The sequence below is a fragment of the Pseudoalteromonas sp. L21 genome (assembly GCF_021728035.1).
Lineage (GTDB): Bacteria > Pseudomonadota > Gammaproteobacteria > Enterobacterales > Alteromonadaceae > Pseudoalteromonas > Pseudoalteromonas arabiensis.
The window spans coordinates 390,144-411,224 of the sequence record NZ_JAKKCV010000001.1 but is presented as its reverse complement, the minus strand read 5'-3'; the positions used below and the strand labels follow the sequence as shown (position 1 = coordinate 411,224).

Annotated in this window: 22 protein-coding genes; 16 read left to right on the top strand and 6 right to left on the bottom strand. The window is 40.6% G+C overall.

Annotated elements, in window-relative coordinates; genetic code table 11:
* Positions 1–61: 61 nt before the first annotated feature.
* Positions 62–592: a GNAT family N-acetyltransferase gene (locus L3V41_RS01905; RefSeq protein ID WP_237127090.1), complete on the top strand. Its 531-nt coding sequence runs from the start codon at positions 62–64 to the stop codon at positions 590–592.
* A gap of 14 nt (positions 593–606) precedes the next feature.
* Here L3V41_RS01905 and L3V41_RS01900 read toward each other — a convergent pair whose 3' ends face one another.
* Entirely contained in the window at positions 607–993 is a 387-nt protein-coding gene (locus L3V41_RS01900; RefSeq protein WP_237127089.1) for an MmcQ/YjbR family DNA-binding protein, read from the bottom strand.
* A 190-nt stretch (positions 994–1,183) separates the two neighbouring features.
* Between L3V41_RS01900 and yeiP the strand changes: the two genes are divergently transcribed.
* From yeiP to L3V41_RS01865, 7 genes are all read left to right on the top strand, one after another.
* On the top strand, positions 1,184–1,756 hold the full coding sequence (yeiP, locus tag L3V41_RS01895; protein ID WP_130150514.1) for an elongation factor P-like protein YeiP: 573 nt from the start codon (positions 1,184–1,186) through the stop codon (positions 1,754–1,756).
* A gap of 225 nt (positions 1,757–1,981) precedes the next feature.
* Entirely contained in the window at positions 1,982–2,710 is a 729-nt protein-coding gene (locus tag L3V41_RS01890; protein ID WP_062569786.1) for an RDD family protein, read from the top strand.
* The gene (locus L3V41_RS01885; protein ID WP_062569787.1) at positions 2,707–3,657 is read left to right on the top strand and encodes a stage II sporulation protein M; all 951 of its coding nucleotides are present in this window, start codon (positions 2,707–2,709) and stop codon (positions 3,655–3,657) included. Before L3V41_RS01890 ends, L3V41_RS01885 begins: the two co-directional genes overlap by 4 nt.
* Positions 3,647–5,113, top strand: a complete 1,467-nt coding sequence (locus L3V41_RS01880; RefSeq protein WP_062569788.1) for a hypothetical protein — start codon at positions 3,647–3,649, stop codon at positions 5,111–5,113. The genes L3V41_RS01885 and L3V41_RS01880 overlap by 11 nt, the downstream gene beginning before the upstream one ends.
* Positions 5,103–6,251: a DUF4350 domain-containing protein gene (locus tag L3V41_RS01875; RefSeq protein ID WP_237127088.1), complete on the top strand. Its 1,149-nt coding sequence runs from the start codon at positions 5,103–5,105 to the stop codon at positions 6,249–6,251. The genes L3V41_RS01880 and L3V41_RS01875 overlap by 11 nt, the downstream gene beginning before the upstream one ends.
* Complete coding sequence (locus tag L3V41_RS01870; RefSeq protein WP_237127087.1) at positions 6,248–7,231, top strand: MoxR family ATPase; 984 nt, start codon at positions 6,248–6,250, stop codon at positions 7,229–7,231. The genes L3V41_RS01875 and L3V41_RS01870 overlap by 4 nt, the downstream gene beginning before the upstream one ends.
* Positions 7,228–8,547, top strand: a complete 1,320-nt coding sequence (locus L3V41_RS01865) for a DUF58 domain-containing protein (RefSeq protein WP_193987599.1) — start codon at positions 7,228–7,230, stop codon at positions 8,545–8,547. Before L3V41_RS01870 ends, L3V41_RS01865 begins: the two co-directional genes overlap by 4 nt.
* A 101-nt stretch (positions 8,548–8,648) precedes the next feature.
* Here L3V41_RS01865 and L3V41_RS01860 read toward each other — a convergent pair whose 3' ends face one another.
* Positions 8,649–9,125 (bottom strand): DUF4234 domain-containing protein, encoded by a 477-nt coding sequence (locus tag L3V41_RS01860; RefSeq protein WP_062569792.1) that lies wholly within the window; start codon positions 9,123–9,125, stop codon positions 8,649–8,651.
* Positions 9,126–9,344: 219 nt separating this feature from the next.
* Between L3V41_RS01860 and L3V41_RS19990 the strand changes: the two genes are divergently transcribed.
* Positions 9,345–9,539, top strand: a complete 195-nt coding sequence (locus L3V41_RS19990) for a hypothetical protein (protein ID WP_228074309.1) — start codon at positions 9,345–9,347, stop codon at positions 9,537–9,539.
* Here L3V41_RS19990 and L3V41_RS01850 read toward each other — a convergent pair.
* Both L3V41_RS01850 and L3V41_RS01845 read right to left on the bottom strand, forming a co-directional pair.
* Positions 9,536–11,773, bottom strand: a complete 2,238-nt coding sequence (locus tag L3V41_RS01850) for an EAL domain-containing protein (RefSeq protein ID WP_062569794.1) — start codon at positions 11,771–11,773, stop codon at positions 9,536–9,538. The genes L3V41_RS19990 and L3V41_RS01850 overlap by 4 nt on opposite strands.
* Positions 11,774–11,826: 53 nt before the next feature.
* The gene (locus tag L3V41_RS01845; RefSeq protein ID WP_237127086.1) at positions 11,827–14,547 is read right to left on the bottom strand and encodes an insulinase family protein; all 2,721 of its coding nucleotides are present in this window, start codon (positions 14,545–14,547) and stop codon (positions 11,827–11,829) included.
* Positions 14,548–14,737: 190 nt separating this feature from the next.
* Between L3V41_RS01845 and sixA the strand changes: the two genes are divergently transcribed.
* From sixA to L3V41_RS01825, 4 genes are read left to right on the top strand one after another with little or no spacing between them, the layout of a single operon-like run.
* The gene (sixA, locus tag L3V41_RS01840; RefSeq protein WP_237127085.1) at positions 14,738–15,214 is read left to right on the top strand and encodes a phosphohistidine phosphatase SixA; all 477 of its coding nucleotides are present in this window, start codon (positions 14,738–14,740) and stop codon (positions 15,212–15,214) included.
* Positions 15,215–15,262: 48 nt separating this feature from the next.
* On the top strand, positions 15,263–15,613 hold the full coding sequence (locus tag L3V41_RS01835; RefSeq protein WP_062569797.1) for a RidA family protein: 351 nt from the start codon (positions 15,263–15,265) through the stop codon (positions 15,611–15,613).
* Positions 15,594–16,067 carry an ASCH domain-containing protein gene (locus tag L3V41_RS01830; protein WP_237127084.1) on the top strand — a complete coding sequence of 158 codons (474 nt, stop codon included), beginning with the start codon at positions 15,594–15,596 and terminating at the stop codon, positions 16,065–16,067. Before L3V41_RS01835 ends, L3V41_RS01830 begins: the two co-directional genes overlap by 20 nt.
* Positions 16,068–16,069: 2 nt before the next feature.
* Positions 16,070–16,804 (top strand): SDR family oxidoreductase, encoded by a 735-nt coding sequence (locus tag L3V41_RS01825; protein ID WP_062569799.1) that lies wholly within the window; start codon positions 16,070–16,072, stop codon positions 16,802–16,804.
* A gap of 2 nt (positions 16,805–16,806) precedes the next feature.
* Here the strand turns inward: L3V41_RS01825 and L3V41_RS01820 are convergent, their stop codons facing one another.
* Positions 16,807–17,727 (bottom strand): AEC family transporter, encoded by a 921-nt coding sequence (locus tag L3V41_RS01820; protein ID WP_237127083.1) that lies wholly within the window; start codon positions 17,725–17,727, stop codon positions 16,807–16,809.
* 24 nt (positions 17,728–17,751) lie between these two features.
* On the bottom strand, positions 17,752–18,309 hold the full coding sequence (gene smrB / locus L3V41_RS01815) for an endonuclease SmrB (RefSeq protein WP_062569801.1): 558 nt from the start codon (positions 18,307–18,309) through the stop codon (positions 17,752–17,754).
* Between the two features lie 101 nt (positions 18,310–18,410).
* On the opposite strand from smrB, the gene prmB reads away from it, so the two are divergent.
* The 3 genes from prmB to L3V41_RS01800 all read left to right on the top strand — a co-directional run bounded on the left by prmB (position 18,411) and on the right by L3V41_RS01800 (position 21,063).
* Positions 18,411–19,346, top strand: coding sequence for a 50S ribosomal protein L3 N(5)-glutamine methyltransferase (gene prmB, locus L3V41_RS01810; protein WP_193987594.1), 936 nt, complete (start codon positions 18,411–18,413; stop codon positions 19,344–19,346).
* A gap of 65 nt (positions 19,347–19,411) precedes the next feature.
* On the top strand, positions 19,412–20,512 hold the full coding sequence (gene aroC, locus L3V41_RS01805; protein ID WP_062569802.1) for a chorismate synthase: 1,101 nt from the start codon (positions 19,412–19,414) through the stop codon (positions 20,510–20,512).
* 203 nt (positions 20,513–20,715) lie between these two features.
* Positions 20,716–21,063, top strand: a complete 348-nt coding sequence (locus tag L3V41_RS01800) for a hypothetical protein (RefSeq protein ID WP_237127082.1) — start codon at positions 20,716–20,718, stop codon at positions 21,061–21,063.
* The last annotated feature ends 18 nt before the right edge of the window (positions 21,064–21,081 follow it).

Here is a 21,081-nt window from a genome sequence, read left to right as displayed (position 1 = left end):
GTATTTAATTAGCTAAGTAGGTTTGTTATAACTAGACTTATTTACTTAGCGATTGATCACCATGACTCTCACCACTGCGCGATTAACTTTACGGTTGTTAAATGCTGATGACTGGCCACTGTTTTACACTTTGCACAATGATGCAGAGGTTATTGAGAAATGCTTTGATAAGCCCTCAGAGGCGCAGCTACGTGCGAAGTTTAACGAACGTTTAAAGCCTTGGCAGCCAGATGCAAACTCGCCATTGTGTTTAGTTATTATTGAAACGACTACAGGTAAAGAGGTGGGTGTGACAGGTTTTACCTCATCAACCGTTCCTGATATTCAAGAAGTTGGCTACTTATTGCTGCCTAATTTTCATGGTCGTGGCTATGCCACCGAGTCTTTAAAGGCGGTGCTTGATTTTGCTCAGGCTGAGTATTCTGTGAAGGAGTTTAAAGCTGTCGTCACTGAAGGCAACATAGGTTCAGAAAAAGTACTCGAGAAGTGTGGCTTTCAGCTAGTTGATAAGCAGTTAGATGCCTATGCTATTGGTGGGGTTTTGTATACCGATCACCATTTTCATTTAAATTGCACTGATCACAGGGTGTGATCAGTGCGGTCGAATTATAGGTGAAGCTCAATCGCTTTTCTGTCTTTTTCAGGCATATTCGCAACCACCAAATCAAACGAGTTATCAATCATTCGTTCAATTTCTCCTTGTGGGATAGTGCCATCTAAAATCACTGTATTCCACAACCGTTTATTCATATGGTAACCAGGAATTACAGAAGGAAAAATATCACGTAATGCTTGAGCTTCGTCCGGATCGCATTTTAAGTTAAGCCACCAAACAGGTTCACCATCTTCATTTGTTTGGCCTTCTTTTCCCTCTGCGAGAGTCGCAAACATTTTATGATTTACTTTATAAACATCGACGTCTTGACCAAATGGCTGAGTGAGGATTACCACTGGCTTTTTCATTAAGTATTCATGTACAGCATGTTGATTCATGATCCAGTCCTTGAAGTCATTTTTCGTTGCTATAAAGATAGCATCTTTTTATTCGGTTTGAGACATTTATTACGATAATTCGCTGAAAAATAGACCAATTACATCAGCAAAAGTAAAACTGCAAATTTTTGTTGAACAATAGTAATTACGTGGTAAATTCCTGTCATTAAAAAACGATAGGAATACACCCATGCCTAAGGCTAGTGAAGTCAAAAAAGGTGCCGCTATTGAGCATAACGGCCAAGTTTTAGTAGTAAAAGATATTCAACGTTCAGTACCGCAAGGTCGTGCTGGTGGTAGTTTATACCGCATGCGTTTATATGATGTTGTTACTGGTGGCAAAGTAGACGAAACATTTAAAGATAGCGATATGCTTAAACTTGCTGATTTAACTCGTCGTGAAGCGATGTTCTCTTACATTGATGGTGAGGAGTATGTTTTCATGGATAATGAAGACTACACGCCTTATAACTTAAACAAAGAAGCAATTAGCGAAGAGATTTTATTTGTTAATGAAGAGACGCAAGGTCTACATGTTATAGTGATCGATGGCTCACCAGTGGGGATTGACTTACCTTCAAGTGTAGAACTTGTTGTTGAAGAAACAGACCCTTCAATTAAGGGCGCTTCAGCAAGTGCTCGCTCAAAACCAGCACGTTTGAGTACAGGTCTTACTATTCAAGTGCCAGAGCATATTTCAACAGGCGATCGTATTCGTATTAATACCGCAGAACACAAGTTTATGGGTCGCGCTGAAAAGTAGTCCTAACTGGTTATGTTTGATAAAACCGATTGCAGATCGGTTTTATCATTTTATTTACCTATAAAGTAGTATTTTCATTAATCATTTAATATTACTTTGTTTAAAGATTGAAAAAGGGACAGAAAAAGCGCATTATTAAGCGCTCAAATTATTGCTATGTGGCTGTTTCTATCATGTATACGGGTTAGGTAGCAAAAACAATAATAACAAGCAGTAGTAGATTAAATGTTAAACCACGGATTGGAAAACAGAGAATACGTTAAATTACCTGAAGGGGTTGATATTGCAATCACACCCGCAGGTGTTGTCTCCCGTAGCTATGCCTACATCATCGATTTCTTATTTCGCAGTCTTATTATGTTCGTTGTATCACTTGTATTTAGCCTTTTAGGTGATGCAGGACAGGGCATTATTCTGATTATTTATTTTATAACATCTTGGGGATACAACATTTTTTTTGAAATGAAAAATGGTCAAACTCCTGGGAAAAAGCGTCTTAAGATCCGCGTAGTACAAGATAATGGCCTACCAGCCAGTTTTTCACAAATTGTTGTACGAAACCTATTACGACCAGCAGATATGTTACCTATTGGCTATTTTTTAGGGCTTGTTGTAATGATGTTCAACTCTCGATTTAAGCGCATTGGTGATTGGGCTGCAGGCACCATGGTTATTTATGATGATGAAGTAGAGGCACGCCCTGAATTACCGAAAGGCAATATTGAAATCCCAGTATTGAGCTTAAGCACGGAAGAACAATTAGCAGTGCTTGCTTTTGCAGAGCGCAGTGATGAGCTTTCTGATGCGAGGCGCAGTGAACTCGCTGCTATTTTAGCGGAACCATTTAAGTTAGAGACCAGTGAAGCGCAAAGTATGTTAGTCGGTTATGCGCGTTTTTACTCAGGTCAGTTAAGTAACTCTAATGAACAGGCGCAGAGTGAGACAGTGCAATGAAGCAAACGCAATTTGTAAAATCGAATAGCCAGAGTTGGAATGAATTTAAGGCGCTTTGCGAGCTTGCAGAATCAGAAAGTTTGCCGGTTTATTTTCCTAATATGTACCGTAAGGTGTGTAATGATTTAGCCATTGCCCGCAGTCGCCAATACAGCCCCGTGCTTATTGAGCAAATTAATCGTTTAGTTCAGTATGGTCAAAAGCGCTTGTACTTATCTCGCAGCAATCAGTTTTCTGAGATATGGCATGTTGCCCGCACTGCATTTCCTCGGGCCCTCTATGAGAACCGTATAATGCTGGGCATTAACTTATTAGCATTTTGGGGCTTAGCACTTATCGCTTTTATTTGGGTGATGCTTGACCCTGATGCGGTATATACATTTTTGGGGCAAAGCACCGTACTGCAAATTGAAGAAATGTATAACCCCGGGGGCAGTGTACAAACAGCTGAGCGTGGCGCAGCTCAAGATCTCATGATGTTTGGTGTTTATATTTACAATAACATTGGCATTGCATTTCAAATGTTTGCTGGTGGGGTATTGTTTTGTGTTGGCGCTGCATTTTTCTTACTATTTAACAGCTTTTACTTTGGTGCGATTGCCGCTCACATCGTTAATATTGGCTTTGAAGGGCCATTTTTCTCATTCGTTATAACCCATGGTTCATTTGAATTAACCGCCATTATTATTGCCTCTGCTGCAGGGTGTCAGATAGGTTATGCATTATTAAATCCTGGTCATTTTACCCGCGGCTATGCAATTAAACAGGCCGCCCAAAAAGCATTGCCTCTTATTGTTGGTGCGTTTTTAATGCTTGTGCTTGCGGCATTTATTGAGGCCTTTTGGTCGCCACGTGATATAGCCAATGAAATTAAATATAGTGTAGGGAGTGCTTGTTGGGCGTTTGTTTTGTATAGGCTATACAAGGGGATGCGTTATGGAGCTTAATAGGCTAAGTTTTAACCCGCGTAAACGTAGCGCCTATGAAAACTTTGATTTAACTGTATTATTAACTAAGCAGCACTTTTTACCTTTGTTTAGCCTTTATATCTGCTTAGCTTTACCAACATTTTTGATATTAGGGTTTTTACTTGGCTGGTCAATCGCTGCATTTGCTGTATGGCTATTAAAACCATTATTTGAACGCCCTTTACTTGATTACATGTCGAAGGCTGTGTTTAGTCAACCAACCTCTATTAAGTCAAGCATACTGGTTATAAAGCAGCTTAAATTCAAGGATATGCTAGCGCATCTAACCGTATTCAGGCTCAGCCCTAATCGTGCATTTTTGGCTCCGGTGGAGCAATTAGAGCGCTTATCAGCAGAGCGAAAGCAAAAACGTAAGCAAGTTCTTTTTGCAACATCAAAGCCAAAGCAAACCTTATGGATGCTTTTTTGCGTACATTTCGAGTTTATTGTTTTAATGGGACTTTCGGCTTTTTCAATTGCATTGATCCCAAATTCATTTTCTCTTGAAGAATCTATCTATCAATTTCAAGACTCTCCTGCTTGGCTAGAAATTGCCTTTAATTTACTTTATTTATTAAGTATTTCTCTAGTAGCTCCACTGTTTGTCACAGGGGGGTTTTTAGCCTATTTACATCGCAGGGTTGAGCTCGAAGGTTGGGACATTGAGCTTGCTTTTAAGAATATAAAAACACGTTTTGCACAGCCTTTGCCGTTGATATGCGCTTGCTTACTTAGCTTTTTGGCAGCGATGCCACAAACCAGTTTTGCTGAGGAGCTTGATAAAGATGCTGTTAAAGAACAAGTGATTACACTTTACAATCAAGATGATGTTATTGAAAAGAAAACGACTTGGGTTCCTGACTTTAATTTTGAACAAGACAACGCAAGTCCATCATCGTTTGATTTTTCATGGCTGAGTAACTTTTTTGAGTTAATTGGATTTACGCTTAGCTATTTAGTGTGGGGCTTTGTGGGATTACTTGCACTGTGGCTTGTTTATTATCTTGTTAAGAATAAAGGTTTTTTCACAGGGTTGAAATTGCCTGAAAAGTCACAAAAAAAGTCAGACCATGTTATTCCGTCTTTATTTACTGACATTAAACAAGACGAACTTCCTGCTGATTTAATTAGTGCTGCACTTGAGAGTTATCGTTCAGGAAACTTACGGTTAGCGCTTGGTTACTTATTACATCACTCACTTCGCTGGGCACAGGTTCAGTATGAGATAAAACTTCATCGTTCAATGACTGAACGTGAGTGTAAACAAGCAATTGATGCAAGCGTGCCCGAGCAATGGCAAGCTGTATTTGGCACATTATTTTCAGCATGGGTCAGTGTTGCTTGGGGACATCGAAAACCTAATATCGACTTTGAACAACTTGCAGAGCAAATTAAGCAAATGTCGTTGCCTGTGGAGTTAAACCATGAAACTTAAGTATTTTATGATTGGTTTACTGGTTTTAACCGTTGCTTTACTCGGGTCAATGTTGGCATCAGTAAAATGGGAAAAACAGGAAGTAGAGATAGGTTTTCAACCAGAGGTAGCAAAAGACAGCTTCACTCTGGCTCAACGGTTATTGGCTTCATATGATGTGAAATGGCACAAAGATAAACGTTTAGCCAGCCAAACTAACCCCAATCAATTAACAATAGACCCAAATACTATGCTGGTTGTTGATGAGGCTGTACTTGCTAACTCATATGAGCTTGATCAACAGCTAGTGCAGTGGGTCGCTGACGGTGGGCGTTTAGTGTATGTACTTAACCGACAGCGCGATGAGCTAGGGATTGATAACGCAATTTTTTTCCAAGAGTTAGGGATTGATGTTACAACCGTCGATGATGTGTTTGAATTCAATTTTGTGCTATTAGAAGAAGGCAGCTCAAATACAACACTGACAATTGATGAGACAACGCAATTAGAACTCGAACTTAGCCAAGCTTTTAAAATTGATAGTTGCCAAGGCGTGCAAACAGAAAATCAAGCGGGTGATACTGTAATGTGCGATCTGCCATTTGGTGCGGGCCGTGTTATCGTTTTACCATCACTGGCCCCTTTTACTAATTATAAGTTACGACATCTAGATCATGGCAGCCTATTAGTTTGGCTTACTCAAGGTGCCAGTAAAGTGACGTATGTGCCGTATTTAAGTTACCCAAATTGGTTATCTAAGTTGTGGCATTGGAGCTGGCAGTTTGTGGTTAGCTTATTACTGACAGTGGTATTTGCTGTGTGGCATATTACTAGCCGTATTGGCCGCGCATATGCGCCAGATGTCGATAGCAAAACAAGCTTTAATCAGCATATTCGAGCTATTGCAAATTTTTACACAGAACATGGTCATGAAGCGCGTTTATTCGAGGCGCTAAAAAAAGATTTTAATGCAAAAGTAGAGACGCGAGTCCCTAACTTCAAAATGCTTAGTGCACACAAACAGGCTGAGATTATTGCCAGTTTAACTCAGTTTGATAAACAGCAAGTCGAGACCTTGCTTTCAAGTGAACTTCCCGAGTCTCGTGAACAACGAACAGATTATATAAAACGATATAAACAATTAAGGAATGCCTTATGAGCACGGAACTAGATACTCACTCATTGAGCCTGGTAGATGCGGCAAACGCAGTAAAAAAAGTGAAAGAAAATATTGCGCGTGTTCTTGTTGGCCAAGATGCCATTGTAGAAGACGTATTAACAGTATTGTTTGCCGGCGGACATGTGTTACTTGAAGGTGTACCAGGGCTTGGTAAAACCTTGTTGGTACGAGCACTTGCTAAAAGCTTGAGTGTTGATTTTTCACGGGTTCAGTTTACACCCGATTTAATGCCATCGGATGTCGTTGGTCACAGTTTATATGATATGAAATCGGGTGAATTTAATATTAAAAAGGGACCTGCTTTCACCAACATATTATTGGCCGATGAAATAAACCGTGCACCTGCAAAAACTCAGTCAGCGTTACTTGAAGTGATGCAAGAACAACAAATAACCATTGATGGTGACACGCTGTCAATCGACTCGCCATTTATGGTTCTTGCCACGCAAAACCCGCTTGACCAAGAAGGTACGTATCCGCTACCTGAAGCAGAACTTGACCGTTTCATGATGAAGATTGAGCTAGGGTTTCCTTCGTTCGAATCTGAAGTGGAGTTACTAAAACTAAACACCAAGGTGGTTTCGAATGAATCAACCGTTGATGAATTGCCAGCTGTATTAAATGCTGCCCAAATTGCTCAAATTAAACAGCTTTGTGCAGATATATTAGTGGACGAACAGATTTTAAATTATGCGGTTGATATTACGCGTAGTTCAAGAACGTGGCAGGGAGTTTTACATGGAGCAGGGTTGCGAGCATCAATTAATATTATTAAAGCGGCAAAAGTGATGGCGCTAATGAATGGTCGTGACTTTGTAACCCCTGATGATGTTAAATCAGTGTCAGTTAATATACTTCGCCATCGTTTGATTTTATCTGCTGATCTTGAGCTTGAAGGTGTGTCATTTGATGAAGTGATTAGTGCCATTCTTGCTAGTGTTGAAGCACCACGATCATGAAACGTATAAAGCTAAGACCATCAAAACGCCTAGTACAGATACTGAGTGTTATTGTCCTCTTAGTGGTGGTATCTGCTTTGATTGAGCTTAGCAGCTTATTTATTACGCTACTGCTTTGTATTCCTTTGCTGATTGCTTGTGTTGATTGTTACTTTTCGCGATTTGCGCACAATGTATCTGTAGAGCTTTCAACAAATCAAAATATGGCGTTATATCGCTGGCAGCCAATAAAGTTGCGACTAAAAAATAAAGCAAAACAGGTTCTACGTGCTGACATTAGTATTCATTTAACAAATGCACTGGAGCTTGCTGAAGCGGTAAAAAGTATTGAACTTGAGACAAACCAACAAGCTGAGCTTAGCTATTCAATGCGTGCTCATAAGCGAGGAGATGCAGATATTTCGGCGGTTGAATTGCGTATAACTTCTGCGTTTGGGTTATGGCAATCAAATTGGTTAGCAACACACAAGACGCAGTTGAAAGTATACCCAGACTTCAGCCGCGTCACGTCTAAGCAACATCTTAACGGCGTGACAAATAAACCAATTAATGGCCTTAAGCTAACAAAAAAGCGTGGTGATGGAATTGAGTTTCATCAACTAAGAGAGTATCGCCAAGGTGATAGCGTTAGGCAGATAGATTGGCAAGCAACCAGTAAACGCCGTAAATTAATATCCCGAGAATACCAAGAAGAGCAAAACCAGCATGTCATTGTTATGCTGGATGCTTCAAAGAAAATGGCTATAGAGGCTAAAGAGGGAAGTCACTTTGACCACGCGCTAAATGCATTATTGTTACTATCACACACGGTATTAAAGCAAGGCGATTGGTTTAGTATGCAAAGCTTTAATCAGAACGTGCGTTGGTTACCTGGTGTAAAAGGAGCACAAAATGTGTCGCGGGTAATGAACCACTTTTATGATCTTTACCCAGACCAAAGTAGCAGTGATTATGTGGTTGCTGTAAATCAGCTAATTGCCAAGCGTAGTAAGCGTTCTTTAGTTTTACTCGTTACAACACTCGACGAACAAAGTATTGATGAATTACTGCCAGCGATAAAACTATTACAGAAGCATCATTTAGTTGCTTTAATCAACATAAATAACCGCTCTGTGAGTGAAGTGCTTAAAGAACCAATTCAAAAGTACGAAGATGCAACAAGTTATTGCGCAGCACTCAGTTTATTAAATACACATAAGAAAAATATGGCGAAACTGAGAAAAGAAGGGGTGATTGCGATTGATTGTAACCCTGAGCAGTTATTGCCTCATGTGCTCAATACATATTTGAATGTGAAACATTCAGGTGCTTTATAATGATGCAGTTAAGTAACTAATACATACTTGGATGTTAAACGGGATACATAGTAAAAAGGCATTAAAAATTAATGCCTTTTTCATTATGAAATCATAGTAGCTTATTGCTGTCTATCAATTGCTTCATTAATCTTGTATTGGAAATAAATAACGTTGAAAAAGAACGTTAAAATACCATTTAATTTTACAGGCTCAGCGCTACCTTCATTAATTAATTCTGTGAGTGAAGTACGCAGTGAGAAAATTAAAATAATAGCTACGACAAATGAGGCTAGCGACACAATGAAGCCGAGCTCAGGTAAAATACCGGCTATTGATAAAACAAGGTTAACCACATACAGCGCCACATAGCCATAAATTAGTCCTTGAGCTATTTGGTTTTTCGCCAGTGAGTTTGCTTTGTTTGTTCTATTTACAAGCCAGTACACACTGTAGATACCTAATGTAATGATACTTAAAAAGAACACGCCCCACGCCGAGAAGCGGTCAAAGTTCAAAATGGGTTTGTTGCTACCATCGTTATTTTCTGTAAGGTTTGCTTCCGGTGCCTCGTAGACGTTTGCAGTATTGTCAGACATGATGTCTCCTAATCATTTTTGTTTATTCCTTATGTGCATCAATGCACGTTCCTATTTTAACAATTTTGACCGCTTTGTATATAAATAATACAATTTTTTATTAGGTTTATGTTTGATATTTAAGAATATAATCTGCCTTTATAGTGGCTATTTATATCCTGACGTTTTCACCGGTGCTTAAGTTATGTACACTGCGCGCTTATAACTGTGGGGGCTACTGTGTTTTTTGTTTGTGTAAGTTGTGTATTTATTTTTGTAATGTATTTAGAGTCAGTTTCAAAAGGCATGCCTGTTAAACGTTGGGTATTTTTAGGTGGGGCGCTAGGCCCTATTGCTTGGTGCTTGTTTAATATACATTATCGACGTGCATTGATACGTCATATCGGTTTACAAGCGTGCAGTTGGCGACCTTAAACTTCAACGCTTCTTAATAAACTGGGCGCTGATTTATTACGCTGTTTTTTCAAAAAGGCTGTGAACTCAGGTTGTGACAAGGGTTTTGAGTAGTAATAACCTTGTACTGTTTGGCAATTTAATTGCTCTAACATGGCTATTTGCTCTGCTTTTTCAACGCCTTCAGCAACAACATGTAAGTCAAGGTTGTGTGCAATGGTAACGATGGAATCGACCATGTTACGACCTCGTTCTGATTGCATGTCGTCTATAAAAGCTTTATCAACTTTTAAAGTATTGAGTGGGAACTGCTTTAAGTAAGCCAACGATGAGTAACCCGTACCAAAGTCATCCATCGCTAAGTGTATACCCCGAGCACTAAGAGAACGCATCACTGAAATTGCTTCATTAGGATCGTCCATTACCGTTCCTTCGGTTATTTCGAGCTCTAAAAAGTAAGAGGGTAGTTCATTCTTTTGTAAAATCACATCAATGCGAGTTGTTAAATCAGGTAAGCTAAATTGCTTTGCTGATAGGTTTACAGCGACACGACCATTAAATAATCCTTGGTCGATCCATGCCTTCACATCACGACAGGCTTTATTAAGCACTACTTCACCGATTTCAATAATTTGCCCCGTTTCTTCTGCGATAGGAATAAACATTCCTGGGCTGATAATCCCTTTTTTAGGTGTGATAAAACGCACAAGTGCTTCCATACCATCCAATTTGCCGGTGCGAATATTCATTTTGGGTTGATAATAAACTTCAAAATGATCTTCTTTTAAGCCGTAACGCATTAGGTTTTCTATTTGCAGGCGTTTAACGGCTTGGCGATTCATTGTGTCGTTAAAAAATAAGTAACTATTGCCTTTTTTCTTAGCGTGGTACATCGCTGTATCGGCATTTTTTAATAAAAGCTCAGGTGTATTACCATCTTCAGGAAAGAGCACAATACCAACACTTGAGGTGATTACTAGTTCATGGCCTGCCATGTTAAAAGGTGTGGCAATCGCTGCTAAAAACAGCTTTGCCATTCGCGTAATCGTATGAATGTCGTTGGTGCCTGACATAACAAGTGCAAACTCATCACCACCAAGGCGATAAAATACGTCTTTTTCACGGGTGAGCTTATTTAATCTCATAGCCAATTTGGCGAGCAGGCTGTCACCAAGTTGGTGGCCTAAGGAATCATTGATCTTTTTAAAGTTATCCAAGTCAAATACTAATAGAGCATGATGATTATCTTGTTTGGCGAGCTTTTTAAGATTAGTAAAAAACAAATTACGGTTAGGCAAGCCGGTAGTCCGGTCTCGGTTTGATAAATTATGTAACTGTGACTCAGCTTTTTTGCGCTCTGTTTGGTCAGAATAAACCACAACGTAATTGCATATTTGATTATGCTCGTTTTTGATTTCGTCGATAGAAATCTCTATGGGGAGTAACTGTCGTTGTGCATTTCTAAGCTTAACTTCTTGCTGCCAGTGATCTGTGGCTCTAACCGTAGCTTTTATTTCATCTACGTAGCTTTGATCATAGCCAAAAAGAGCAAAATCTTTCTTCAGGTATTGCTCGCGGGTACCACCAAACAGGGTTAAAAAGCTGGGGTTTAAATCAACTAATTTAAAGTTTTTATCGTAAATTGCGATGGCATCAGTCAGTGACTCAACACATTTTGCAAATAGGTTTAAACGTGCTTCTGTGGATTTGAGCTGTGATATGTCACGTACGGTGCCAGTCATGCGTAATGGGTTAAGATTGACATCTTTTTCAATAATCTTTCCGCGGTCGAGTACCCAATGCCAACGCTCTAAGCTGTCTTTTATACGATAGCTTGCTTCAAAAAAAGCAGTGTGTTCGGCAAAATGTTTTTTAAGGGCTTTTTCAACATGTTGTAGATCATGAGGGTGTATTAAATCACGGTTAGGCGGGAAGCCTGCTGCGTTATTCGTATCGGCGGTATATTTATCGTTTATACGAATAACTTCACCTGTTTTTATATTCCAGTCCCACAACGTATCTCCGCTGCCTTCTACGGTACTTTTTAATCTATGTTCTGAAATACGAAGTTGATGGCGTGAGCGTTTGAGCTTATAAATAACGAATAGCAAATACGGTAATAACAGCAGCATTATAGAGCTAGGTATAAGCAATAGGGTGCTTTGCTCTAGCTCTATAGGGCTTGCGGCGGCTGAAAATATACCAGCCATACTGAGTGTTAGAAATACTGAAATCATTGTTATTATTTTTGTCATTAATGCAATACCTTAATTCGCACCAGATAATTTAATCTAAGCTCGCAAGCGAGTCAAAGAGAATGCGAAGAAAGGGTTGTTTTTGACTGTTTTTTGATTGCTTTGTCACTTAACAGCTCTATTCGAGGTCGCGATTCGGCAAATGTCTCTTTTATGTATTGTTGCATTTGCTTTAAGCTCAGTTTATCAAGCTCAGCAAGAAGTTGTTGCTGCATATTAAATTTACTATCTCGATTACCAATTGCTAACCAGAGCCTTTGTGAGCGAAGACGAAGATTTTTATCTTTTTCTGCTATATGTGTAATTAACCCTGCCTTTGTATCTTGCCATTGTTGCTCATCTAAAGAATCAATGTGCTGTAGATAGTTACTTATAAAATGCTGATGACGGATGAGTATTTCGTCAGCGGTGTGTTTTGGAGACTGTACATAAAATGCAATACCGGCACGCGTATTAAAAGGTGCGTAGCCAGCTCCCACTAAATAACCAAGTTGTTGCTTGGTTCTAAGCTCATTAAAATAGTCTTGATTGATAAGGTGATTTAACACCATCATCTTTACTTTTTCAGCTGTGTCATCAGTCAGCGCTTGGTAATAAAGAACCATGGCGTGGTCATTACAATTTAGCTCAACGCGTTGCTGCTCGACATCTGTTATATCGTTAAGAGGGCGTGTTAGGTCGATAATTTTAGTGCAACCTGCTAAATGATGCGCCACTTGTTTTTGAAAAGCCAGTGCATCACTACGCTGCCAATTACCATGTAAAAACGACTCTACATGTAACGCTTTAAAGAATTCATGTCTGAAACAATTAAACTGATGAAAACTTGTATCTTTTAAAGCTTGTGCAAGTGCATTCGGTTCTGGGTTCCATGGCATCATTTTAGCACCTAAGATACTGAATAACTCGCTTACTGGCTTGTTTTGATTACTATTACGCCAATGCCTCACAAGTTGCTTTTTATATTCAGCAAAACGTTTTGCGCATATTTCTACACTAAATAAGGCTTCGAGTAGTTCATCAACTAGCTCAAGCTGACTTGATGATAAGCCTGCAGTATGAAGCGTGAGGCCACCCTGGTGAGAGGTTAAATGATAACTTAAGCCTGCCAGCTCGGCAGGGTAAAATTGCTCAGCGACACTATCCATAAATAAATCAGCAAACAGCCGAGTTAAAGCCATATGCTTGACATCTTTAATGGCATAGTGCGAGTCCATCGCTAAGTAAAAATGTCCCTTAGCAACGCGAAAAGTCGCATCCTGCTTAAACCAAAAATCAAAGCCTTCTTGTTTTATCAGTAACTCAGGCGTTTTTTTAGGTTTATCCAGTGCTAAAAGTTCAACATTCTTCGTTAGATACGGGTTGGCAACAGGCAAACTCATTTCAGGTAATGGGGTGTTAATTTCACTTAATGCATCAAGCCAGCAAGGTGATATATTTTCGATTTTATAAGGCGTATTGTACCAAGCCGTGGTGTTTTCCGGCTCTACATCTGGATGTATGAGTACAAGACGCATATTATCAGGCGTTAACCACTGCATTGCAATTTCATGCGCACAGTGATTAAAGCCTTCCATGAGGTAATCACCTTGCACGTAGTTGGCTTCATCATAGTGTTGCATATTAATGCTTAAACCACTTACCCAATCTATAAGTCGGGCTTTTTCTTGATTATCAAAGGCAATTTGCAGCAAATTCTTTTTATCTTGATAAAGCCTTGGTAACTTGTCACAGTTTTGGTTTATCAGACAAATGTATTCGAATACCATTTCAACAATATCTTCGTAGTATTCAATACCTTCATCGGTCAGTGCCATACTGATATTGAAGTCTTTGAAGTTACTGCCGTTTATACCACCGCCTGCTGAGAGTGCGTTGATCCAACCTTGCTCTTTTAAAATTGAGTAAAGTGAGCCTTTTCCCTCATAACCTAACAAGTGAGCAATAAAGCTCACCGTTTTATGGCGATAAAAATCATCAATATTTGGCATAGCAAAGCTAATGATGAGCTTTTGCATGTGCTTATGCGGCTCAATGTGTAGCACTTTACCTAAGTCTTGTTTGCGATAAAGTGGCTGTTCAATAATTTCTTTGCTTTTGGGCTGACCTTTAATCTCGCTGAAATAGCGCTTTACCCAAGTTGTCATGGTCGCAATATCTTCATTACTACAGATCACCAGTGTCATCCACTGTGCTTGGTAATGGCTGTTGAAAAAAGCGCGTAGCTCGTCACTTATGCAGCCTTCGCGATCAGCCAAAGTTTGCTGGTTACCAACCGAAAATTTAGCGAAGGGGTGTGCAGGGTTTACCGTTTCTTTATGTGCTTGGTAGATGCGTCTGCCATCATCTTTGATCTTTAATTTAAATTCAGCATCAATCGCGTTACGCTCTTTGGCTGTCTCTTTTGGGTTTAATAGTGGGGCAATAAAAAAGCGGCTAAATTGAGCGAGGGCTTCAGAAAACTGATGATTATTAATATCAAAAAAGTAACAAGAGTGCTCAGTGCCTGTCCATGCGTTAGTGTTTCCACCAGATTGTGATACAAAATTAGAAAACCCGCCAGACTCAGGGTATAGGTCAGTGCCTAAAAAAAGCATATGCTCTAAAAAGTGTGCAAGGCCCTGCCTATCAAGGGGATCGTCAAAGTGACCCGCATTAATTGCCATTGATGCCGCTGATTTAGTTGATTCTAAGTCTTGCACTAAAAGTACTTTTAGACCATTGTCCAGTGTGAGGGGTTGGTATGTTCTGTTATCATTGCGGCTGATATTCAAAAGGTGCTCCTGAAGAATGCGTTAATGTCCTAACAACAGATGATAAATCAGGAACGCTAAAGGCACTGCAACGAAAATCTACCTGAATATCATAAGAGGATGTTTAATGTGTTTTGTGATGATATTCTAATATAGCGGACAATCAAGCAAACTGGCTACTGTTTTATATTCTTTAATCGGTTGATTTTTTATGAAAACAATCTTAATCATGCGCCATGGCGAAGCAACGCCAATGCAAGCAGATGATGCAGCAAGACAACTGACAAATACAGGGCGACAGGAAGCCAGTAAAATGGGGCAGTGGTTAGCAATAAATTATAAACCAGATGCGTTATTGGTAAGTCCTTACATACGTGCCCAGCAAACAGCGAAAGCGGCAACGCAAAATAATCCATTACAATTTAGTGAAACCTGTAACGACATAATTCCAGATGGCACTCCTCAAGTTGCTGCTGACTACCTTGAAACCTTAATCGCCATGCACCCAGAATGCTCAACTTGGTTGGTTGTTGCACACATGCCAATTGTTAGTTATCTGGTTGACCAATTGAGCCCTGGTAACATGCCGATTTTTAACACAGGCGCTATTGCTGTTATTGAATATGACGATACCAAGCAGCGCAGTCATTACTTAAGTATTCACTCACCTAATAACGTCGAAATATAAGTATGAATTTGCTAGATTTATGTTTCTGTTAACTATTGAATTAAAACTATGACAATCGAACGTTTACAAACTGGTGCGCGCATGAGCCGTATCGTTAAGCATAACGGTACGGTGTACCTGTGTGGCCAAGTGTGTGCAGATGCAGAAAAAGATATCAGCGAACAAACGCAAACCATGCTAGATAAGGTAGAAGCGTTACTTATTGAAGCGGGGAGTAGCAAAGAGCATATGCTAAGCGCCACAATCTACCTGAAAAGCATGGAATACTTTGCAGCGATGAACGCGGTTTGGGATGCATGGGTACCACAAGGTCATGCGCCAGCACGTGCCTGTGTAGAGGCAAAAATGGCGCGCGATGCACTGCTTGTAGAGATTTCGGTTGTTGCAGCCGTTAAGTAACGAGCAGCGTAAGGCGCAGTTGATTGCTCGCTTTAATGAGCAATCAGGGTGCGCCGTTGATGAACTACCAAGTTGGCATTTTTGTGATAATGAGCAAGATGCCAATGACTGCGCATTACTTGTTTTAAAAGGTATAAAACAAGCAACAACCTCTTCACTGTATTGGTTTAAAGCTAATGACGAAGCTTTACCTCAAGTTGGCGACCTAGCTATTTTTACTAATTGGCAAGAACAGCCCCTAGGCATTATTGAAACCATCGCGGTTACTATTACGGCATTTAATCAAATCACAGACGAATATGCTGCATTAGAGGGGGAGGGTGACAAAAGCCTTGCTTATTGGCAGCGTGTGCACTGGAATTATTATCAGCGAGAGCTAGCAGGTACAGGTTATCAATGTCATCCTGAAATGCTTTTAGTATGCGAGCAGTTTAAATTGGTATTTAAGGAGTGAGAATGAGTTTGAACCCTGTGGTTCTTATCACTGGAGGCGGCCGTGGTATTGGGGCTGCAACGGCTAAGTTATTTGCCGAGCAAGGCTATGACGTGTGTATTAACTATAAGTCAGATCAAGTAAGTGCACAGCAGGTCGCTGAAGAGCTAGAAGCCTTTGGCGTGAATTCATATTTGTTCCAAGCCGATATTGCTGATGAGCAGCAAGTACTCGCCATGTTCGCTAAATTAGATGAGCAAGTTGCGCGCTTAGACGTTTTAGTTAATAACGCGGCGATGATGAAACCACAAATGCCGCTATTAGAGATGGATGCCAAGCGCATTAACGCCATTTTAAGTTGCAACGTCACAGGCGCATTTTTGTGCGCGCGAGAAGCTATTAAACGAATGGATAAAGGCAGTATTGTGAATGTTTCCTCGGGTGCGTCGCGAACAGGTTCGCCAAATGAATATTTAGATTATGCCGCATCGAAAGGTGCACTTGATACGTTTACTATTGGCCTTGCTAAAGAAGTAGCCAGTAAAGGTATACGGGTGAATGCGGTAAGGCCTGGCCTTATTTATACCGATATGCACCGTGATGGCGGTGAAATGAACCGAGTTGATCGTTTAAAATCAAAGTTACCCCTTGGGCGTGGTGGTGAGGCTGATGAGGTTGCCTCAGCAATTTACTTTCTGGCAAGTGAACAAGCTTCATTCACAACAGGCAGTTTTATCGATGTGTCGGGTGGTTTATAAAACTAAAGTAAAATACTTAACCAAACACTAAAGCTGACTACACTTAATACCGTTGAGAGCACCACAGTACTTGCGAGCGTCGCTTGATGCTGCTTAATTTGATTGGCGATTAGGTAAGCGTTGACTCCTAAAGGAGAGGCGCTTAAAAGTACTAAAACGTTCAGTAACGATTGTTCTAGATGAAATACGTAGCCTGCAAAAAAGTAGACTCCGTACGGTAACACGGCAAGCTTGATGATGGTTGCGATAAGTGATGCTTGTAAGTTGTCGGCCACTTTATAAAACGCAAGGTTCGCTCCTAATACGAATAACGCACAGGCAATGGCAGGTTTAGCAAGTAAGCTGAGGCCATTTACTAAATCATCAAAAAGTGTAAAGCCAAGTAGGTTTACAGCAAGGCCGCTACTGATGCTTAATACCACAGGGTTCAGTAGCATGTTTTTAGCAAATGCTCGCCAAGAAAACGTTTGCTGCGATTTAGCACTGAGCAAAAAGGTGAGGGTAAACAAAAGTGCGCTATGAAAAGTAATGATCATAAACACAATGCCGACCATTTGCTCGCCAAGTGCAGCAATAATAATAGGCAAACCTACCAGTACCGTATTTGAGTAACTACTGCCAAGGGCAAAAACTGCGTGATGTGATGCTGCAGATTGTTTCTTAATGCAATAGCGGTCAATAACATAGCCAAGGGTGTAAATAGCCAACACCGGAATGTAAAAGCTCAAAAACCCCGCAACAGACACACTACTTTGTAAATCAGCTTGGGCCATATTTAAAAATAAAAAAGCAGGCACACTAATGTAAAAAGTAAACTTACTTAACCCTGCTATATGCTCTTTCGATAAAAACGTGCTTCGCGAGCTGATGTAGCCACTTAACACGATAAAAATCAGTGGAAAGATAATCGAAAAAATATGCACATTAGGCCTTATGATAAGAAGACGTTAGCGTCTGAACTCGTCACTTTGTGGAAGGTTAATTAAAATAAGTACTGCACCCTTACCACCAAATTCAAGCGGTGCTTGGTGCATGGCAATCACATCAGGGTGTTGTACTAAATATTGCGGTACCTTGTGTTTAAGTATGCGCTCACCAATACCGTGCACAACACAGGCGCAATAGTAATGTTGTTTTTTACACTCATGAATCAAACCCGCTAGCTCGTCTTTGGCTAATTCTTTATTTAAGCCATGTAAATCAAGGGTTAAGTCAGGTGGGTAATCTCCACGGCGAAGTTGTTTTGCCAAATAGCTATCGTGACCAGGCTTGACATAACTGACGGTGCCGTGAGTGTCGATATCTGGTACATATTCATCAGAAAAGAAAAATTCTGCCTGATGTTGCTTTTTTTGCTGGGAAAATTGCTTCGCTTGTGACACTTTAGGCTTATTGGTGAATCGAATAGTGTCTTGTTTAAATGCTTTGGCACCACTGATACTCTGACGAAATAAGTCAATATCGTCAGTGCTAATGTGGTTGTTGTCGTGGGGATCTTTTTTCATGGCGGCAGTCTAAACAAAAAAACGCTAAAAATCGAGTAAAAACCAACTGAAAAGACGGTACAATACGCGTCAGAACAGACTTTGAAAGTTAAGGAACATACATGAACCATTTCCAGATAGAAGACGCAATTTTAGACGAGGCAATTGCAGAACTTTCAACGTTGCACGATTGGTTACGTTGGACAACCAGTCAATTTGCCAGCAGTGGTATTTTCTTTGGGCACGGTACAGACAACGCGTGGGATGAAGCTGTTAGCCTGTTATTGCCAGCGCTAAGCTTGCCAATCGACGCGCCAAAAGAGCTAATGCATGCGCGTTTAACCAGCACCGAGAAAAACCGTTTAGCTGAACTAATTGCAGAGCGTATTAATGATTGTACGCCAGTACCTTACCTGACCAACACCGCGTGGTTCGCAGGTATGCCGTTTTATGTTGATGAGCGCGTGTTAATTCCACGTTCGCCATTTGCAGAGTTAATTAACAATCGCTTTGCACCATGGGTAGAAGAGCCAAGCTCAGTTACGCGCATTCTTGATTTATGTACAGGCTCTGCATGTATTGCTATTGCACTTGCGCAAGCATTTGAAGATGCACAGGTTGATGCGGTTGATATTTCTTATGAAGCGCTCGAAGTTGCCGATATTAATATCAGCGATTACATGCTAAATGACCGTGTACTGCCAATTCAGTCAGACGTGTTTAGTGGTGTTCCGGGTCAAAAATATGACCTGATCGTCGCTAACCCACCGTATGTTGATGCTGAAGATATGGCTGATTTACCACGTGAATTCCATCACGAGCCAGAGCTTGGTTTAGCATCGGGTCATGATGGTCTTGATGTTACTCGCACCATCCTAGCGGAAGCTGCTGAGCATCTAACTGATAACGGTTTGTTATTTGTCGAAGTTGGTAACTCTATGGTACATATGGAAGAGCTGTACCCAGGTGCGCCGTTTGAGTGGGTTGAATTCGAACAAGGTGGTCTTGGCGTGTTTGTAATCAGCAAACAGCAGCTTGTTAACTATTTCGCAGATTAAAAGCAGATTTTAAAAGCCGAGCCTGAGGGCTCGGTCTCAGTAGTCATTAGGAATGAGGAAAATTAATGGCAGGTAATAGCATCGGACAACTATTTAAAGTGTCCACCTTTGGTGAGAGCCACGGCGTTGCATTAGGCGGCGTTGTTGATGGCACACCAGCAGGTCTTGAAATTAGCGAGGCCGATTTACAAATTGATTTAGACCGTCGCAAGCCGGGGCAAAGTCGTTATACAACACAGCGCCGCGAAAGTGACGAAGTAAAAATTCTTTCAGGTGTGTTCGAAGGTAAAACCACAGGTACTAGCATTGGTTTACTGATTGAAAACACCGATCAACGTTCAAAAGATTACGGCAAAATTGCCGATGTATTTCGCCCTGGTCACGGCGATTATACCTATTGGCATAAATACGGTATCCGTGATTACCGAGGTGGTGGTCGCTCTTCAGCCCGTGAAACAGCAATTCGTGTAGCGGCAGGTGCAATTGCAAAAAAATACCTAAAACAGTTTCATGGTATTGAAGTGCGTGCTTGTTTGAGCCAGCTTGGGCCAATTAAAGCTGAAGATTACAACTGGGATGAAGTGGAAAACAATGCATTTTTCTTCCCTGATCCAAGCAAGTTAGACGCGCTTGATGAATATATGCGCGACCTAAAAAAGCAAGGTGATTCGGTAGGCGCTAAAGTTAAAGTGGTTGCTAAAAATGTGCCTGTTGGTCTTGGTGAGCCTGTATTTGATCGCCTTGATGCAGAACTTGCACATTCACTAATGAGCATTAATGCAGTAAAAGGCGTTGAGATTGGTGATGGCTTTGATGTGGTTGAGCAAAAAGGCTCTGAGCACCGTGATGAATTGACCCCAGATGGTTTCACATCAAATCACGCGGGCGGTGTACTTGCAGGCATCTCGACAGGACAAGATATCATTGCCTCTATCGCACTTAAGCCAACCTCAAGCATTACCATACCGGGCAACAGCATTAATACCAGCAACGAAGCGGTAGAGATGATCACCAAAGGACGTCATGACCCATGTGTAGGTATTCGCGCAATTCCAATTGCTGAGGCGATGATGGCGATTACCTTAATGGATCACTTATTGCGCCAACGTGGTCAAAACCCACATGTAAGCCACGAACATGGACCAATCAAAGGTTCGATTGATTAACTTGGTTTGATTAGCAAAGAACTATAAACTTAAAACGCGGCTTGATTTGCCGCGTTTTTGATTGGGGAAGGGTATTTTTAATCGTGTTTTTATTTGGTTATTTAGGCATGCAGCAGACTAAAATGCTCATAGAGCTAATAATTACACGAGTCAAATAACTACAGACTGCTTTATTATATAAGTTCAAATATGAGTTTCTTTTAATGGAAGTGAAAGGTGTTTTTGAAGTTTTAAATGTAATTTTTGTATTGAGTTTTTTAATTTCTGGATTGTGTTTTACGCGCTTAACCATTCGTCACTTAGATAAAAAAATCAAAGAGGAAGGTGAGGGAACCCCTTCGTGGGATAGGGGCGGGATGGGTCTTAGAGTTGGTATGTATGCAGGAATATTAGTTCGAGGTAAAAAAGGAAAAACCCCTCTAGCAAATGAAGATATCATTTTACGCCATGCAAGACCAATAGACCGTTTTCTGGCATTTTTTATGGATATCAGCCTAATTGGTATGATTCTTCTAGGTATAACGGGATTATGTTTGGGATACTTTGACTAGCAATAACTTAAAGTGGCT

What these genes read in the sequence shown, in the direction of transcription:
- L3V41_RS01825 (WP_062569799.1), top strand. Translation starts at nt 16,070, where the DNA reads ATGAGTTTGAACCCTGTGGTTCTTATCACTGGAGGCGGCCGTGGTATT.
- L3V41_RS01875 (WP_237127088.1), top strand. Translation starts at nt 5,103, where the DNA reads ATGAAACTTAAGTATTTTATGATTGGTTTACTGGTTTTAACCGTTGCT.
- L3V41_RS01880 (WP_062569788.1), top strand. Translation starts at nt 3,647, where the DNA reads ATGGAGCTTAATAGGCTAAGTTTTAACCCGCGTAAACGTAGCGCCTAT.
- L3V41_RS01865 (WP_193987599.1), top strand. Translation starts at nt 7,228, where the DNA reads ATGAAACGTATAAAGCTAAGACCATCAAAACGCCTAGTACAGATACTG.
- sixA (WP_237127085.1), top strand. Translation starts at nt 14,738, where the DNA reads ATGAAAACAATCTTAATCATGCGCCATGGCGAAGCAACGCCAATGCAA.
- L3V41_RS01885 (WP_062569787.1), top strand. Translation starts at nt 2,707, where the DNA reads ATGAAGCAAACGCAATTTGTAAAATCGAATAGCCAGAGTTGGAATGAA.
- L3V41_RS01800 (WP_237127082.1), top strand. Translation starts at nt 20,716, where the DNA reads ATGGAAGTGAAAGGTGTTTTTGAAGTTTTAAATGTAATTTTTGTATTG.
- yeiP (WP_130150514.1), top strand. Translation starts at nt 1,184, where the DNA reads ATGCCTAAGGCTAGTGAAGTCAAAAAAGGTGCCGCTATTGAGCATAAC.
- L3V41_RS01850 (WP_062569794.1), bottom strand. Translation starts at nt 11,773, where the DNA reads ATGACAAAAATAATAACAATGATTTCAGTATTTCTAACACTCAGTATG.
- smrB (WP_062569801.1), bottom strand. Translation starts at nt 18,309, where the DNA reads ATGAAAAAAGATCCCCACGACAACAACCACATTAGCACTGACGATATT.
- L3V41_RS01905 (WP_237127090.1), top strand. Translation starts at nt 62, where the DNA reads ATGACTCTCACCACTGCGCGATTAACTTTACGGTTGTTAAATGCTGAT.
- L3V41_RS01835 (WP_062569797.1), top strand. Translation starts at nt 15,263, where the DNA reads ATGACAATCGAACGTTTACAAACTGGTGCGCGCATGAGCCGTATCGTT.
- L3V41_RS01860 (WP_062569792.1), bottom strand. Translation starts at nt 9,125, where the DNA reads ATGTCTGACAATACTGCAAACGTCTACGAGGCACCGGAAGCAAACCTT.
- L3V41_RS01900 (WP_237127089.1), bottom strand. Translation starts at nt 993, where the DNA reads ATGAATCAACATGCTGTACATGAATACTTAATGAAAAAGCCAGTGGTA.
- L3V41_RS01890 (WP_062569786.1), top strand. Translation starts at nt 1,982, where the DNA reads ATGTTAAACCACGGATTGGAAAACAGAGAATACGTTAAATTACCTGAA.
- L3V41_RS01870 (WP_237127087.1), top strand. Translation starts at nt 6,248, where the DNA reads ATGAGCACGGAACTAGATACTCACTCATTGAGCCTGGTAGATGCGGCA.
- prmB (WP_193987594.1), top strand. Translation starts at nt 18,411, where the DNA reads ATGAACCATTTCCAGATAGAAGACGCAATTTTAGACGAGGCAATTGCA.
- aroC (WP_062569802.1), top strand. Translation starts at nt 19,412, where the DNA reads ATGGCAGGTAATAGCATCGGACAACTATTTAAAGTGTCCACCTTTGGT.